This window comes from Spirosoma soli (assembly GCF_042684525.1).
GTDB classification, from domain to species: Bacteria; Bacteroidota; Bacteroidia; order Cytophagales; family Spirosomataceae; genus Spirosoma; species Spirosoma soli.
Map to the genome: position 1 here is coordinate 140,608 of NZ_JBHULN010000006.1, position 16,727 is coordinate 157,334.

14 protein-coding genes are annotated in these 16,727 nt (G+C 48.9%); 7 read left to right on the forward strand and 7 right to left on the reverse strand.

The window, feature by feature from the left end; genetic code table 11:
• Position 1 precedes the first annotated feature (1 nt).
• On the reverse strand, positions 2-952 hold the full coding sequence (locus ACFSUS_RS11775; RefSeq protein ID WP_381522728.1) for an RraA family protein: 951 nt from the start codon (positions 950-952) through the stop codon (positions 2-4).
• A 472-nt stretch (positions 953-1,424) separates the two neighbouring features.
• On the opposite strand from ACFSUS_RS11775, the gene ACFSUS_RS11780 reads away from it, so the two are divergent.
• Together ACFSUS_RS11780 and ACFSUS_RS11785 are read left to right on the forward strand one after the other, a co-directional pair.
• The gene (locus tag ACFSUS_RS11780) at positions 1,425-2,447 is read left to right on the forward strand and encodes a LacI family DNA-binding transcriptional regulator (RefSeq protein ID WP_381522730.1); all 1,023 of its coding nucleotides are present in this window, start codon (positions 1,425-1,427) and stop codon (positions 2,445-2,447) included.
• Between the two features lie 409 nt (positions 2,448-2,856).
• Complete coding sequence (locus tag ACFSUS_RS11785) at positions 2,857-4,401, forward strand: sensor histidine kinase (RefSeq protein WP_381522732.1); 1,545 nt, start codon at positions 2,857-2,859, stop codon at positions 4,399-4,401.
• A gap of 74 nt (positions 4,402-4,475) precedes the next feature.
• On the opposite strand, the gene ACFSUS_RS11790 is transcribed toward ACFSUS_RS11785, so the two are convergent.
• From ACFSUS_RS11790 to ACFSUS_RS11815, 6 genes are all read right to left on the reverse strand, one after another.
• Positions 4,476-5,069 carry a biliverdin-producing heme oxygenase gene (locus tag ACFSUS_RS11790; RefSeq protein ID WP_381522734.1) on the reverse strand — a complete coding sequence of 198 codons (594 nt, stop codon included), beginning with the start codon at positions 5,067-5,069 and terminating at the stop codon, positions 4,476-4,478.
• The gene (locus ACFSUS_RS11795) at positions 5,066-5,497 is read right to left on the reverse strand and encodes a response regulator (protein ID WP_381522736.1); all 432 of its coding nucleotides are present in this window, start codon (positions 5,495-5,497) and stop codon (positions 5,066-5,068) included. The genes ACFSUS_RS11790 and ACFSUS_RS11795 overlap by 4 nt, the downstream gene beginning before the upstream one ends.
• 2 nt (positions 5,498-5,499) lie before the next feature.
• Positions 5,500-7,740, reverse strand: a complete 2,241-nt coding sequence (locus ACFSUS_RS11800) for an ATP-binding protein (RefSeq protein ID WP_381522738.1) — start codon at positions 7,738-7,740, stop codon at positions 5,500-5,502.
• Between the two features lie 288 nt (positions 7,741-8,028).
• Entirely contained in the window at positions 8,029-9,177 is a 1,149-nt protein-coding gene (locus ACFSUS_RS11805) for an acyltransferase family protein (protein WP_381522740.1), read from the reverse strand.
• 157 nt (positions 9,178-9,334) lie between these two features.
• Positions 9,335-10,240 carry a prohibitin family protein gene (locus ACFSUS_RS11810; RefSeq protein WP_381522742.1) on the reverse strand — a complete coding sequence of 302 codons (906 nt, stop codon included), beginning with the start codon at positions 10,238-10,240 and terminating at the stop codon, positions 9,335-9,337.
• A gap of 371 nt (positions 10,241-10,611) precedes the next feature.
• Positions 10,612-11,064: a DUF1573 domain-containing protein gene (locus ACFSUS_RS11815; RefSeq protein ID WP_381522744.1), complete on the reverse strand. Its 453-nt coding sequence runs from the start codon at positions 11,062-11,064 to the stop codon at positions 10,612-10,614.
• A 243-nt stretch (positions 11,065-11,307) separates the two neighbouring features.
• On the opposite strand from ACFSUS_RS11815, the gene ACFSUS_RS11820 reads away from it, so the two are divergent.
• From ACFSUS_RS11820 to ACFSUS_RS11840, 5 genes are all read left to right on the forward strand, one after another.
• Positions 11,308-13,713 (forward strand): alpha-ketoacid dehydrogenase subunit alpha/beta, encoded by a 2,406-nt coding sequence (locus ACFSUS_RS11820; protein WP_381522746.1) that lies wholly within the window; start codon positions 11,308-11,310, stop codon positions 13,711-13,713.
• Between the two features lie 81 nt (positions 13,714-13,794).
• The gene (locus tag ACFSUS_RS11825) at positions 13,795-15,135 is read left to right on the forward strand and encodes a 4Fe-4S dicluster domain-containing protein (RefSeq protein WP_381522748.1); all 1,341 of its coding nucleotides are present in this window, start codon (positions 13,795-13,797) and stop codon (positions 15,133-15,135) included.
• Between the two features lie 21 nt (positions 15,136-15,156).
• Positions 15,157-15,702 carry an NADH-quinone oxidoreductase subunit J family protein gene (locus tag ACFSUS_RS11830; protein WP_381522750.1) on the forward strand — a complete coding sequence of 182 codons (546 nt, stop codon included), beginning with the start codon at positions 15,157-15,159 and terminating at the stop codon, positions 15,700-15,702.
• The gene (nuoK, locus tag ACFSUS_RS11835; RefSeq protein WP_381522752.1) at positions 15,686-15,997 is read left to right on the forward strand and encodes an NADH-quinone oxidoreductase subunit NuoK; all 312 of its coding nucleotides are present in this window, start codon (positions 15,686-15,688) and stop codon (positions 15,995-15,997) included. The genes ACFSUS_RS11830 and nuoK overlap by 17 nt, the downstream gene beginning before the upstream one ends.
• A 62-nt stretch (positions 15,998-16,059) precedes the next feature.
• Positions 16,060-16,665 carry a 2OG-Fe(II) oxygenase gene (locus ACFSUS_RS11840; RefSeq protein WP_381522755.1) on the forward strand — a complete coding sequence of 202 codons (606 nt, stop codon included), beginning with the start codon at positions 16,060-16,062 and terminating at the stop codon, positions 16,663-16,665.
• Positions 16,666-16,727 lie beyond the last annotated feature (62 nt).

A 16,727-nucleotide genomic window follows, 5' to 3' on the forward strand; every position in this document is an offset into this window, starting at 1 on the left:
TTTACCAGGTACGGGTTTTCAATAGTTCCTGTATCTGCTCCTTTGGGACAGGCAGTTCGTTGATGTGGGCGTTGAGCCACTGCGAAAAATCTTTCTCAATTTCGGCCGACCAGCGCGTGTCAATCTGACCCGAGGTGTATTTTTGCTCACGCAGCCGCTCGTGGCTGAACATGTCCCGAAGCCGAACAATCTCCGAGGTTTTAACCACCTTCTCGGCCAGGTGGGGCGGAATGAAAATAACCCCGCCATCGCGACCCAGCACGACATCGCCGGGCATAACCATTACACGGCCAATGCGGGTTGGGCGATTCATGCCTACCAGTGTCGTGTTTAGCGCTCCGTTCGGATCGTTCAGGTGGTGTGAAGGGTGATACGAGCGAAAAAACGATGTAAAGCCGCCTAATTCTTTCAGGCCGTTTATGTCCCGGATGGCACCTTCGTACACAATCCCGTTACCGGTTCTGGTGTAAATGTCATTCCCCAGGTTGTCGCCAATGGTGGGGCCGTCTTCGTGCATACCGAACTGGTCTACTACATACACATCTCCTTTGGTGAGTAACTCAATAGGCCAGGTGTTCTGCGGCTTTACCTTACCTGTTTTCTCCAGACCCTTTTTATCCGTTATCCGCTGCACATCTGGCCGCCCGGGCATAAACGTGGCCGTAACGGCCCGGCCTACCAGCACACTGTCGGGATTAATGACCTGCCAGCCATCGGCATACTGGTATTTGTAATTTTCGTTGCGAAGAACTGCCCAGGCTTCTTCCTGGGTTACCAGTCTCATGCGTTTAAGAATGGCATCGGGCACTTTTGGCCGGCCGTCGGGAAATCGTTCGCCTTTCCATTCAGGGGTTAGAAAGATCAGTTCCTCTTTGGATATCTGTTGCCCGAACGATGCTGTTGCCTGACTAAGCAGACAGAGCATAGCGGCTGAAAAGAATGTCAGCTTCATGAAAATGTAGGAAGGTTTAAGGGTTCGGAGTATAGTGTACAGAAGGAAGAACATACCCAACTTCTACCTAATGCAACCGATTGAAATTTATTAGCTCGTATCTATTTGTTGGTATTTTTTGCCAGAAAAGGCTTTTTATTAAGCGACAGAAAGTATAATAACACTTGTGTTGCAGAGATTTATACGTAAAAGAGACCCCAGCAATGCTATCCGCATGAAAATTGGCGGTAGGCGTTCAGTGAGCTGAAATTGCTTTTAAGCGCTTTATTTTTTCTTTTGCTCAGGGTAAAATCTAATTTAGATCAGATTACAGTCTTTAATAAACCCTACATTCTATAAAATAAAATCTTTTAATGAGCTACAGATCAAAGAATAATGTAAACGCGCTAGTTTTAATGCAATCAGTTGCATAAAAGAATGAAATAAGCATGTACCTTACTGAGTTGTTTATATTAGCCGCTGTACACACCTCATGGAGAAAGAAATAACAATCTACGATATAGCAAAGCGACTGAATTACTCGCCCGCAACGGTTAGTCGTGCCTTGAATGACCATCCTGCCATTCGGATCGATACGAAAGACCTGATTACCGAAACGGCCCGGCAAATGGGATACCGCTCCAACATGTTTGCCAGCAATTTAAGACGCCAGCGAACTAATACCATCGGCGTTATAGTGCCTAGACTAAACAGCAACTTCATGTCGACAGTACTGGCTGGCATGGAAAAAGTAGCTAACGAGGCCTCCTATAATTTAATCATCAGCCAGTCACTGGAATCGGTGAAGAAGGAAGTAGCCAGCGCTCGAACTATGTTCAATAGCCGTGTAGATGGTTTATTGGTTTCGGTAGCCTACGATACCGAAAAAATCGATCACTTCGAAACCTTTATCAATAAGGGAATTCCGCTGTTATTTTTTGATAGGGTGATTGATCATGACCAATGCACCAGCATCGTGATTGATAACACAAAAGCGGGGTACGACGCCACAGCACACCTGATTGAGCAAGGGTGTGAGCGGATTGTGCACGTAACCGGGAGTTTGCAGAGAAACGTGTACGCTGATCGGTTAAAAGGCTACCGTTTAGCGCTTATGGAGCACGGGTTATCCTATAAAGAGGCTCTTGTTATGGTGACTGATCTAAGTCAGGAAGCGGGGCAGGATGCTGCCAGACGTATTCAGGCCATGCCAGAACGGCCGGATGGGCTGTTTGTAACAAATGATTTTTGCGCAGTCAGCTGTATGCAAGTTTTAAAGCAGGCAGGGTTGGTGGTTCCAACTGACATCGCAGTTGTAGGTTTTAACAATGATCCCGTTTCTCAGGTAGTTGAACCAAACTTAACGACCATCAACTATCCTGGCGAGAAGATGGGTGAAATAGCTGCTCAAAGCCTGATTAATCATCTCAATGGATCAATGAACATTGAGGTAACCAACCGTATTGTTCTGCATTCTGGCCTGGTCGTTAGAAAGTCATCTCTCAAAAAAGCCTAACCTGGCTTCTGGCCGCGTAATGAGCCGATACAGTCTGATTATTGAGAAATTACTGGTAACCGAGCTTGTGTTAATGACCTAAGGCTGAAATCTCCGTCTTTAGGGTAGATTACATGCTTGTTGATATGATTCGGTTTTATGAGTGATACTCACCAAAATTATAACTTTGTAAAACACTTGTCTTTGGGCAACGTTCTAATAAGTAGAAGAAACAGGTATTTAGGGACTTGAATTACTTCGTATAAACACCTACGGATTGTTCTTTGCAGTCTCTTAATGCTACTTAACGTGCATCTTATCTTGTTTGATTAGTGTAGCCAAGCCAACTACTTGTACGCGTGCGAAACCAAGTCTACTTATTTCTCGATTTTGAGTTGTATGGCTTATTTTACTGGTTGTTTCTTCCACAATGCCTACGTTATTGCCTAGTTCGTCATTACCCGTAGCGGCTACTTCTATACTTGATAAGCTTCCTGACGGAGTAGCTTGTTATGAAGCTATTGCCGACAGCTCTGGTACCATTATAGATTTCCGCTTAACGTATTACAATCATCTTTTCAAAGAGCTTGTTCCGGAACATTATCAGTTGATGTTGGGCGACCAAATGATTGATGGCCATATTGAGCAAGAAGACATCTGGCAACCAATCATTGCTCATTATACTACGGTGATTGAATCTGGCCAAGCTGTAGATTACTTAGTTGCTGACCCGGACCAGTCATCGACGGTCAACTTGCGAGTCAGTTCGTTAGGTAATGGGGTAATTGTAACAGCTCATGATGTCACAGCACAATACGAACAGATAGCGGCCCAAAACCAGGAATTCACTGATTTGCTGAATGCCTCGTTGAGCAATACATTTCTGTATGAAGCCATGCGCGATGCTGACGGACGTATTCGGGATTTCCTGATAAAATATGCCAATAAGAATGCTCAGCGGGAGGTCATGAGTAACTTCGGCAAGGAGACGGTCGGTAATACTGTATTGACAATATACCCTAACTCGCGGCATTCAGGACAATTTGAACATTGCATCCGAGTCATCGAAACGGGTGAGCCTATTCGGTTGGAGCTTTATTATCCCGAAAGTCAGTTATGGTACGATACCTCAATTACTAAGCTAGGCGACGGTTGTATTGTGGCGGGATTAAACATAACTGAGCATAAGCGAAGCGAACTGCGAATGCTGCAGCAATCTTCTCATCAGGAGCGGATGGTAAACGAGCTTCGGCAGAGTAATGAAAACCTCCGGCAATTCGCTCAGGTGGCTAGCCATGACCTACAGGAGCCACTGCGCAGAATTCAGTCCTTCAGCGACATCCTGCAAAGTCAGTTCGAAGATAATTTGTCTGATGGCGAGCGAGATATGACCCGGCGAATCCAGAAGTCGGCCAAACGAATGCAGATGCTGATTAAAGATTTGCTGATGTATTCACAACTAGCCACCCAACGAGAGCCCCTCAAACCGGTTGCTTTATCCAACGTATTGGAAGACGTGCTTAGCGATCTGGAAATGGCCATAGCGGAGAAAAACGCAACAATTGACGTTAAGAAGCTCCCGATTATTCTGGGTAGTGCGTCACGATTGCATCAGCTCTTCCAAAATCTAATTGCCAATGCACTGAAGTTTCAAAAAGCTGATCGCTTATCGATAATCATAATTGCGGCCCAACTGGTCTCAACCGAAGAGCTACCTACCGATCTACAAAGCCAACCCACGTCATTCTGGATGATTACCGTAGCCGACAACGGACTTGGTTTCGATGAAAAGTACAAGGATCGTATTTTTCACCCGTTTCAGCGATTACACGATCCAGCCGATTATAGCGGTACCGGCATTGGGCTGGCTATATGTCAGCGGGTAGCTGAGAACCACGGAGGAGCCATCGACGTCACCAGTGAACTCGGGGTCGGCTCGACGTTCAAAGTTTTTCTCCCCGTTTACGCCGGGTAGACGGTCATTCAGAGTCGAGTATTGTCAGGTATAGTCAAGTTTTGACAAGAAGCTCACGGCTCATGACTACGTACTTAAACCGGGTTCGTTTCAGTTAGAATGAGTTGAACTGCCTTAAAAAGTTTATGGTAGATCAGAAAAGCGCGTTGGGCAGCATCTACTACAACGTCAGGCCGGCCAGCGGCTTTCTGAGTTAAAAACGCCCCAAACGCCCGCCACCGTTGCCCCGTTTCGCTACCGTAACCCTGATAAAAACGGGCGTTTTTGAGTAGTGGCACTACTGCTGAGCACTGTTGCAAATAATGCCATACTGTTTTACCACCCAGCATAGATCCTTCTCCAACGTAGGCTGCGCCAAGTAGCTCAGTCGGGCTCCATGCCGTAAATACATCGTCAGTGAAAGGCTGTGACAAGTGAAGTTGGGCCAGGTCGGCCGCCAACCAGGGTGTCTTGCGACGAGTATCCGGCTCGTAGTCTGCAAAAAAATCCGGATGCTGGTCAATTGCGCTCTCTAAGGACCGATGGTACCCGAAATGAGTAAGGAGCAGATGACGGTACTGGTCCGCTGACAGCGTTCCTGTACGCAATGCATCGGCATACAGCAAGTGCTCCGTTTGCTCGTGAATAGGGCGCGTTTCCTCCCGAAGGCGTTCTGCTATTGTGTTCATTTAGAGTCTATCCGGATGTTGTCGTTTAGCCAGAACTGGCAGAGCCGTTCCAGTAAAGCGCCTGTTTGCTGATAATTACCCGGTTTTACCAGGTAGGCATTAATGCCTACCTCATAAGCATTCTGGATGTCGCTGGGGTTATCAGACGTACTAAACGCCACAATTGGCAATCCGCGCGCACGATCAGTAGAGCGGACGCGCTCTATCACGTCGAAACCACTTAAGCCAACCAAATTCAGATCGAGGAGCACTAACTTGGGGAGTGGTGCTGCTTCATCACTGTAGCGACCTTGCCTGGTTAAATACTCAATTGCTTCTGAGCCGCTGGGCAATATAGTATATGTAACAGGTTGGTTCAGCTTACGTATCAAGCGGCTGAAGATGTCGGCATCATCTTCATTATCCTCTACGTATAGAATATCTAACATGTTCAATCAACCGCCACTACCGGGAACGAAACAAAGAATGTAGCGCCCCGATTCGGCTCACTATGATACCAAATTTTACCCTGATGCCGACTGACAATACGCTTTACAATAGCCAGTCCAACGCCTGAGCCCTTGAATGACCGGGCGTTTTCGAGTCGCTTGAAGAGGTCAAACATTTTACCGGCCTCTTTCATATCGAACCCAATACCATTGTCGGTTACCGAATAAATAACCTCCTGGTCTGTTTGCTGTCCTTTTACCTGAATGTGTCCTTCCTCCTTCGAGCGAGTATACTTGGCTGCGTTGGTTAATAAGTTTGTGAACAGTTGCGTAACCATGGTCGGGTCGGCGCTAAACGGAGGAGTACCTTTGATGTCAATCGTTAGTGAGCGATCCTTTTCTGCAATCAAAACCTCTTCCTTGATAGTCTGGAGGAGTTGCTTCATATCAATAGACTGCGCATTGATCTCGGTACGTCCCATCCGCGAGTAATAGAGAATGTGCCGAATCAAGGAACGCATCCGATCTGTCGAGTCCATGATCTTCTGAAACAGCGCCCGAGCATCTGGATTGAAATCCTGGCCGTATTCTTCCAGCAAGATTTCAGAATAGCACCGAATAGAAGACAGCGGAGTGCGTAGGTCGTGCGAGACGGTGTAGCTAAACGCGTCTAATTCTTCGTAGGCTACCTGAAGCCGCTGATTTAACAACCGGATTTCGTTCGCCTGACGCGTAACTACCTGCAAAATGTCTTCACGCAGCTTCACGGCCGCCGACACTTCCACCTCGCTCCAGGCGTCCGACATGTTATGAACAAGCTCGGTCCAGGCGTCGAAACTTTTGCGTGGGCTCAATCGAACCTGCCCTTCGTTGCTCACCGTTACGGCCTTCTGCGGATTACCGGCCCAAGTTACTTGCTGAACCCGTTCGGGTTTAAACCAAAGCAAATATTCGTTCAGCTCCCTCGACAACACGATGGCCAGCATACCTGCCGCTTTGTCTTTGAAGCCCTCGGCCAGAGGGTACAAGCTGGGTAATTGGTGCGTTTCGAGAAACGTTTCGGTAGTTGTATTCTTTAGCCAGTTGGCCAGTTCTGACACTTCTGCTTCATTAGGCGTGTTGCCCAATCGATGCTGCTGATTGTTAAACAACAACACGGCTCCGCTTGCCGACGTCAGATCTAAAGCGGTTATGGAATGACGAGTTAGTGCTCGAACTACGTCCTCATCGCTAACCAGTTGATCATGTAGGTACTGACCGTTCTGGCGGCTTTGCCGAAGAAGGGTTTGATTTTCTTCGTCTTTGCGAAACTCCAGAGCCGCCGATAGAAGCTGGCTAACGAACTTAGCCGCCTGCCGCGACGAGTAATCTACAAAACGGGGCGAATAATGGTGACATGACATGAGCCCCCAGAGCTCTCCCCGGTAGAGCAGCGAAATACTCATGGATGCGTGCACACCCATGTTTTTCAAGTATTCAATATGTACCGGCGATACCGCTCGTAACGTTGAATGGGTTAAATCTAACGGGTGGTTATCAGGCCAAGTTGACTCGGATAAGATTGGCGCGGGCGTACTGTCTGCATCGGCGATAAGCCTTACCAGATTGATTTTGTAAAGCTCACGCGCCTGACGCGGAATATCGGATGCTGGATAGTGCAGACCTAAGAACGGCTCCAAATAATCTTCTTTTTCCTCCGCTACAACCTGACCGTGCCAGTCCGATCCGAAACGATACACCATAACCCGGTCGAACCCAATGATTGCTTTAACCCGCCGGGCGGTGTTTTGTAGGAGATCATTAAGCTGACGACTGGATTGAACTTCGGTTAGCGCTTCGGAGATTAAACGCTGGTTGAGCGATAATCTTAGGTTCTGATCAGTAGGCTCCCACTCCAGCACCAAAAGGCCATCGTGTTCATGAATAATCAGGTTCCAAACCTGATCGCTTATTTGAAGCCGATGCGGATTGATATTATCCCACGAACCAGTCCGCCGTCCTACATTTAGCAGTTCAACAACCGTAGTGGCTGGCAGGCTTGTTTGGGCGAGCAGTATTTCAAGCGATTGACCGAGCACTTCGCTAACTGGCCGACCGATCAGTTCAGGCAAATTGGCACTGGCATGGACAATGGTGTAGGTGTCCGGCAGAATGGCTATTAAATAACCGTGCGACTGAATGTGGCCAAGAATGTGAATCGGCTCCCGATCACAGTTGGTTAAATCAACATCAAAGTTAGTCATGCGTTGAGGGCAACATAGCTAGTTTACCGTTATGACGAAGCGTAGCACAAGGCATTAGTAGCGCAAATCGGTTTAACGTTCCGCAATATACGTCTTTATATAAAAATATTAGTTACATAGCTTTGGCCGAAGTCTCGGCTAAGGGTAACGTATGGGGTAATCCAGCGTTTGCTATCAACTAAAGCAGCGAAACAGGAAGTCTGAGATTGCCGATACCTTAAAACCAGGGCGAACGAAGTAAGGCTTCGTTTAATACGCGTAAGCCAATCGTTCCCGCAATTTGCCAACTCATACTCGCAAAAACACTTTTTTCTTGTACAAGAAATAAAGGAACAGCCATTTCACTGCCAGAAAACCGATAACGGCGCCCAGAGCACGAACGGGCTCACTAAAAAAACTCAGAAAACCACTGAAAAGATAATGGGCTGCGTGTTCAAAGTCAATGACCTCCCCGGCCAGATAAATCAAGATAGAATTCATGCCAATGACAACGAAGAAAAATGCCCATTGGCGCCAATTCTTCAGGTCAATAATCCAGTAAAACAAACTCAAAATCAATAAACTCCAGCCACCGGCTACCAGGACAAACGAGCTCGTCCAAAGATTTTTGTTGACAGGAAACACCAGATTCCACACCCAGCCTACAGAAAGGCAAGCAATGCCCGTTATCATAAGCCACTGTAGCTTTCTACCATCGCTGATGTTGTGTCGACGTAGTAAAGAACCCGCAAAAATGCCCAGTAATCCAGTGCCAATAGCTGGTAGGGTAGAAAATAGTCCTTCCGGATCGTGGATCACCCGGTGTAACCGTCCGGGCATCAGTAACCGATCTATATAACCGGCTAAGTTACCTTCCATAGTTAGGTTACCTGCTCCGAAACCCGGTACTGGTATAAGTGTCATGGCTGCCCAATAACTTAAGAGTATAGCCGCAAAAATGGCGTAACGGGCCCGCTCATTGCGAACGTATAGATAGATTAACTGAGCAAACATACCCGCTAAACCAATCCGTCCGAGTACACTCCCGTAACGCATATCGGCAAATGATCGCTCGAATAAACCATTGTTGTAAACGATGCCGAGCAAGACAAGGACCAGCCCACGGGTAACAACTTTACGGGCTAGCAATGATCGGTCGTCGCCTTTGGCCAAGCGGCTGCCCAGCGAGAATGGCGTTGAGACGCCCGCCAAAAACAAAAACAGTGGGAAAATGCAGTCGTAAGCGCGAAAGCCGTTCCAGGACGCATGGGTAAACTGGTCTGCCAGCACAGCGGCCCAAGTCCAGCCCGTTGTTTTAGCCAGGACATGAAAAATTTCTTCTCCGCCCATGATCCAAAACATGTCGAAGCCACGCAGTGCGTCGAGTGAGAGCAGCCGTCGAACAGGAGCTGGTTGCGCTAGGGCAGGTTCTGTAGAGGAAGCAGTAACGCTTTGCATGAACGAATTCGGTTGAGAATGAAGCAATGATACAAAAAAACGCCCCCATTAGCCACAAGGAATAATGGGGGCGTTTGTCATTTATCGGCAAGCCGAACGTAACATACTCGGGTGTTACGTCAGTTCATTGACAAATAGAGCTGCCTGTTGAATCTGCCTAGTTATCGTTGAGAATCAGCGGAACGTTACCTCGACTGCCCATAATCACAATTTTAGCGTTAGGCGAAGCGGCTAACTCGCGTTGCGCTTTAATCTGTTCGTACTGGAGCTGCCGGTCCGACAAACCAGTCGACAGGATTTTCTGATAATCAGCGATACCCTGTGCTTCTACTCGCTTGCGCTCGGCTTCCTGCCGCTCTTTCTGGAGCACAAACTGCATTTTCTGAGCATCTTGTTCGGCATTAATTTTCGACTCAATGGTCTTTTTAACGGATGCCGGTAAGTCAATGTTACGTATCAACAGCTGTTCCAGCCTGAGACCGCGCTTCCGGAAGTCAACTTCAATGGTCTTGTAGATTCGAGACTGAAATTCGTCGCGTCTTGTTGAATACAGAGCTACCGCATCATAATAAACCGCGTTGTCACGAATGCGGGTTCGGGTGATTGGCCGAACAATTTTATCAGTATAATCTGGACCGATCTCACGGTATATTTTCGGGGCATCGGCAGCCACAACTCGATATAGCACGGTTAAGTCAATAACAACTTCCAGACCATCGGCCGTTAAGACGCGAATGGCATCGTCACCTTGCCGGTCGCCTTCGTCATGAGTCGCCGACATAGTGTAGTTCTGCGTTTTAATGTCAAACTCCGCCACGTTAGCCAGCGGGTTGACAAAACTCAGTCCAGAGCTCAGAAAACGATCACTAACATTACCAAACAGCGAAATGACGCCAACCTGCCCCGCATCGATTTGCCGGACGCTGGAAGTGAGTAAGCCAAGTACGATAAAAATAGCACCAACCACTTTAAGGGGTCGGGAAAAGCGCGAAAAAGTAAGCGCGGGCGTATTGACGGCAAATCCAACGATAAGCGCGAAAATGCCAAGGATAAGAAAAAACATAAGTGATTTTATAAGTTACAATGTGTGGGCAATCACTCTGAAATCAATGTGATTGGTATTACGTACGACATAATATCGTAATGGGCGAATCGGCTACGTCTTGCCTGCTGGCTAAAGCCTTCCATGAAAATCAGGGGGAGTAGTAAGTTGCACTCATCAAGAGCGGTGCATTAACACTGAGGTGGAGTCATGAACGTTACTTCGTCAGGAAAACAGTGTAAATGTAGGTAGTAATAAGACGTAAAACGAGAACAGTTTGAAGAGCGGATACGCAGAGTGCCAGCCGGTTACAGGAGTGGATGATGCAAAAAAAAGGCATCCGGTAAACCACCAGATGCCTTTCTTAACCACACTATTAACCCTTCAGTGTGTTAGCGTGAAGTCTTTGTCGCTTTCTTCTTGTCTTTAGCAGCAGGAGCGCCAGCAGGTGCCGCTGCGGTTTCAGCTTCTTTCTGAGCAACTACTTCGCCTTTCAGATACAGAACCGCCTGACCTGCTTCGGCATTGCTGGTTACAGTTACCGTCTTGGTAAACTGGCCAGCAGCAGCAGCGTTAAATGTAGCCGAAATCGTTCCCGTTTTGCCCGGCATGACAGGTTCACGCGAGAAACTTGGCTTGGTACAGCCGCAAGAGGCTGTTGCGTCGTTGATGATGACAGGATCAGTACCAGTATTCTTAAATTCGAACACGTGGGTTACTGGCTTACCCTGCTCAATCTTACCAAAATCATGGGTTTCTTTGGCAAACTTCATGACCCCCTTCTGGGCGTAGCCAACTGCGACGAACACAAATAAAGCTACGAAAAGTGAAAAAAACTTTTTCATTGGACTAAACGGAATTATGGTTTGGTTGTTAAGATACTAAACTTAATAAAATGTTGTCAAAGCAAACAGTTTGCCAAATTCTTACTGGGTGCTCTTCGGTCAACAAAGAAACTGAAAAATTCGTTTTTTTGAAAGCTGCGTTGTTTTACCTTATTTTTACTTTTGCTTGATACCGGCTTGTTCGTTATCAAATTACTTCATCAATAAATTGATTGTTGGACGCTTTCAACCCGTAGCTCTGCTGTGATAGCAAACGAACAACTCCGCTCGATTGATATTTTAACGCCCGAAAAAATCCTATCGGACTACCGGCTCGCTTGCGAAAGTCGGCAGGTTAGTTTGCTGGGCCGGCGCGACGTAATGGGAGGGCGGGCTAAATTTGGCATCTTCGGCGACGGTAAAGAACTGGCGCAACTGGCAGTTGCTCACGCTTTTAACCGGGGTGATTTCCGGTCGGGTTATTATCGCGATCAGACCTTTGTAGCGGCACTAGGTGAACTACGCTGGACCGAGTTTTTCGCCCAGTTATACGCGCATACTGACCTGGCCGCTGACCCGAATACGGCAGGCCGATCTATGAATGGGCACTACGCAACCCGGTGGCTCGATGAGCAGGGGTTATGGCGTAACCAAACAGAAATGTTCAACTCGGTTTGCGATATTGCTCCAACCGCTGGCCAGATTCCCCGCTCACTTGGGTTGGCCTATGCCTCCAAGCTGTTCAGGAACAACCCGGCCCTGGGTGAGTTAACCAACTTTTCACATGATGGCAACGAAGTAATCTTTGGTACAATTGGCGATGCATCAACGTCGCAGGGCATGTTCTGGGAGACCATGAACGCGGCCGGTGTATTGCAGGTGCCCCTCCTGATGTCGGTTTGGGACGATGGCTACGGCATATCTGTACCGGTGGAGTATCAGACCACTAAAGGCAGTATTTCTAAAGCGCTGGCTGGCTTTCAGCGCGACGCCGATGATAAGGGCTTCGAGATCTTTACCGTAAAAGGCTGGGATTACGTCGCACTTTTAGAAACCTATCAGCAGGCGGCTCATATTTGTCGCGAAGAACACGTTCCGGTACTGGTTCATGTGCAGGAACTTACACAACCCCAGGGCCACTCGACCTCCGGTTCGCACGAGCGATACAAATCGAAAGAACGACTAGCCTGGGAAGTTGCCCACGATTGCAACCGTATGTTTCGGCAATGGATTCTGGAAAATGGATATGCTACGAACGACGATCTCGACACGATTGAGAACGAAGCTAAACAGACCGCCAAGCAAGCTCGTCTTGAGGCCTGGAACGCGTTTCAAGAGTCAATGAAAGCTGACCTGAACGAGGCCGTCGATTTGCTACAACAAGCGGCTCGCCATCACGCTAAATCAGCGGATTTGATGGCTATTCGCGAAGAGCTCCGTAAGACGTTTTCACCCCTTCGGCGGGATGCTGTAACGGCCGTTCGGAAGGCATTACGGGTTTTACGTACTGATACCAGCGCTGGCCGACAAAAGTTACATGCCTGGCTGGAGCGCACGAATGCCGAAAATGCTGATCGGTTTAGTTCGCATTTATACAGCCAGTCGCCTGAGTCGCCGATGCTGGTGAAAGGCGTGCCTGCTCAGTTTACCGACGATAGCCCGGTACTGGACGGGTATCTGCTCATGCAGCGATACTTCGATAATTTGTTTGCCCGCGACCCACGGGTTGTTGCTTTAGGCGAAGATGTTGGACTGATCGGCGACGTTAACCAAGGCTTTGCCGGTTTGCAGGAGAAATACGGAGAAGTACGTATTACCGATACGGGCATCCGCGAGACGACTATTATTGGGCAAGGCATTGGTCTGGCCATGCGTGGCTTGCGGCCCATTGTTGAGATTCAGTACTTTGATTACATATATTACGCGCTGGCAACATTGACGGACGATCTGGCAACGCTGCAATATCGCACGAAGGGCGGTCAGAAAGCGCCACTCATTGTCAGAACGCGCGGCCATCGGCTAGAGGGGATCTGGCATTCGGGTTCTCCGATGGGAACCATGCTCGGCAGTCTTCGGGGTATGCATGTGCTGGTACCGCGCAACATGACCCAGGCCGCTGGATTTTACAATACCTTGATCAAAGGTGATGATCCGGCGTTACTGATCGAATCGCTGAACGGCTACCGGCTTAAAGAAAAGCTACCCGATAACTTGACGGAATTTTGTGTACCGCTGGGCGTGCCCGATATTCTCCGGTCGGGTTCTGATGTAACAGTGGTTACGTATGGCTCTATGTGCCGCATTGTGATGGAAGCCGCCGGGCAACTGGCCCAAATGGGAATTAGTGTAGAGGTTATCGATGCTCAGACGCTGCTGCCGTTTGATGTGCATCATCTTATTCTTGATTCAATCAAAAAGACAAACCGGGTTGTTTTCGCCGATGAAGACGTACCGGGTGGGGCTTCCGCTTACATGATGCAGCAGGTGGTTGAGCAGCAAAACGCGTATCGCTATCTGGATTCGCCCCCACGTACCATGTCCGCTAAGGCGCATCGGCCACCTTACGGCTCTGACGGGGATTATTTCTCGAAACCAAACGTTGACGACGTAATCGAAATGGTTTATGCACTCATGAGCGAGGCTGAACCAAGTCGATTTCCAGCAATTTAGCGAAAGAATAAAAGAGCGAAAGAGTGAAAACGCCAGCGCTATTATTCACCCTTTCGCTCTTTTATTCTTTCACTCTTTACAATGTCATACTTCCAGGATATACAGGATGGGATTCGCACGACGCTGAAGGGGTTAAGCCTGACGTTACGTCATTTACGCAATGCCACCCACCGCCGAACACCGGAGGGAATAGCAAGCGATAACTATTTTGAGTTGCAGAATGGCCTCGTCACGCTTCAGTACCCTCACGAGCAGTTACCAATTCCCGATAATGGTCGATACCAGCTCCGTAATGAGATAGAAGATTGCATTGTTTGTGATAAGTGCGCCAAAATCTGCCCAGTTGACTGCATTACCATCGACGCTATTAAAGCAACCGAAGAGGTTGGCCGGGCGTCGGATGGATCGCCGATTCGGTTGTATGCCGCTAAGTTTGACATCGACATGGCTAAGTGCTGCTATTGCGGCCTTTGCACGGTGGTTTGCCCAACCGAATGCCTGACGATGGACAAAAAGTTCGATTATAGTGAGTTTGAGTTGGGTAAGCTAACCTACAGTTTTGCCGAGTTAACCCCGGAGCAGGCTGATGAAAAACGGGCGCTTTACGAGCAGTTCGTCCGCGAGAAAGAAGAAGCTAAAGCCGCTCAGGCGGTAGTTAAAGCGGCTCAAACAAATGAACCAGCCGCCACGCCAGCTCCCAAACGGCCTGTGTTCCGGCCTACGGCAAAACCTACAGCCTCGGCCCCCCCTGATCCAACGACTAACTCCACAGATGGCGCTATTGTGCACCCGCTCACCGATGCTACGCCCGACGAAATGCAGCAAATTGCGCAGGGAGGACTTGAAGCAACTAAACGGCCAGTATTCCGACCAAAGCAAAAGCCAGTAGCTCCAGCCCCTACTGATAATGTGGAGCCGAACCCCGCTGCCGATAAAGCCGAACCAGCTACTCCAGCTAAGCCCGCGTTTCGGCCGACTATGAAGCCGCCCAAGCTGACGGAAGAAGGGCCTGCTTCAGAAGCGGTTTCGGAGGTACCAAAGCCAAAACCTGCCTTCCGACCAACCATGAAGCCGGCAGCACCGATTGAGTCGGAGGAATTAAAACAGCCAGATGCAGATGTGCCTAAAGCAAAACCAGCTGCGTATCGGCCAACGATGAAACCCAAGGCAGTTGAACCTGATCTGCCAGCGTCCGAAGAGCCACAGTTGCTGAAGGCCAAACCAGCTTTTAAACCAACGATGAAGCCGACTAAGCCGATTACGGATGAGTCGCCGGTTAGCAATTCGGCCGAGCAGGCTCAGTTGGCATCGCCTTCAGAAGATGCTGTAGAGCCGCCGAAGCCTAAGCCCGCTTTCCGGCCAACCATGAAGCCTAAGCCTGGTCCGTCGGCTTCAAATCCAGATCAGGAAAAGCCATCGTAATTTATAAAACCAAACAAAGTAGTGGTTCAGATTGCTTTCTACGCCTTTGCTGCCCTCACGCTTATCGGCGCCCTGGCTGTTTTGCTGACTCGTAACGTACTGTATGCCGCCTTTTTTCTGCTGCTGACCTTGCTGGGCGTAGCCGGTTTGTTTGTCCTAGCCAGCGCCGACTTTTTAGCCATTGCCCAAATCATGATCTACGTAGGGGGCGTTTTGGTGCTAGTTATATTCGGCGTGATGCTCACTCACAAACCAGAACCGGCCGGAGATACAAACAGCCAGGCACCTAACCGTGTGTTGACGCTTAACCGAAGTTGGGTAGCGGCTTTGCTGCTGGCTGGCGGTTTGTTTGTCGCGTTTTATACGTTGTTGGCCCGCGCCGACTTCGCGCTACTAAACCGACCCGTTGGCTGGAAAAGCACCATTAACGCCATTGGCAAGCAACTGATGACCGAATACGTCGTGCCTTTCGAGATTGTCGGAATTCTTTTGCTCGCTGCTCTGATAGGTGCTACGTACCTGGCCACGCCATCGCTTAAATCCGCAAAACATGGAACCCGTCGATAGTCGCTTGTTTTTACTGGTTGGTGCTGCTTTGTTCAGCATTGGTCTGGCGGTGGTAGTGCTGAAACGGCACGCGATCGTCGTATTAATGGGCGTCGAATTGATGCTGAACGCCGTTAACATTAACCTTGTCGCCTTCAGTCAGTACGATCCTGACCGGGTGCAGGGGCAAATGTTTAGTTTGTTTGTCATGGTGATCGCAGCGGCTGAGTCGGCAATTGCTTTGGCTATTATACTTCAGGTGTACCGACACTTCCGTACGGCGCAGCTGGATGAACTAAACGAACTAAAGCAGTAAGTGCGTGGTCTGTTAGGTTACAAATTGCATTACCCAGACGCGCCCGTTTGGGTTACTCATATATGGAAACTCTTTTCGAACCCATCATTGATGGTATTCTCACCAAAGGCTACGGTGTTCAGGATGATTTCTTGTTGCCCGAAGAAGTTGCCGCTTTGGCGAGTCGATTGCATTCCCGCCGGGCCGTGGGGCAGTTTCGGGCCGCGGGCATCGGTAATCAGCAGGTAACGGTTGAAAGTCAAATTCGGGGTGATGAGATTCTGTGGCTGGAGGAAGCAACGGCGACACCCGACGAAGCTGCTTTTTTGCAACGCATCGGCGAGTTTGTCGACTACGTGAACCGGACCTGTTACCTTGGTTTGCGTGACTATGAATTTCACTACGCCCTGTATCCTCCCGGAACGTTCTACAAGCGCCACCTCGATCAGTTTCGCAGTGATTCGCGCCGTAAGCTTTCCGTAATTTGCTATTTGAACACCGACTGGCAACCGACCGACGGGGGCCAGCTTGCTCTTTACGTACCTCAGCCAGGAGGATCGGAAGAGACAATCACCATTAGTCCGGCAGGCGGCCGACTAGTCTGCTTCGAGAGTGGTCGGCTAGAGCATGAAGTGCTCCCAGCCACCCGTGAGCGACTCAGCGTGACCGGCTGGCTGAAAACAGCCTAGGTCTTATGAGTTGAAGCAGCAGATTACGTTTTTACTCCGTAATTACACGATTATTTCAGCCC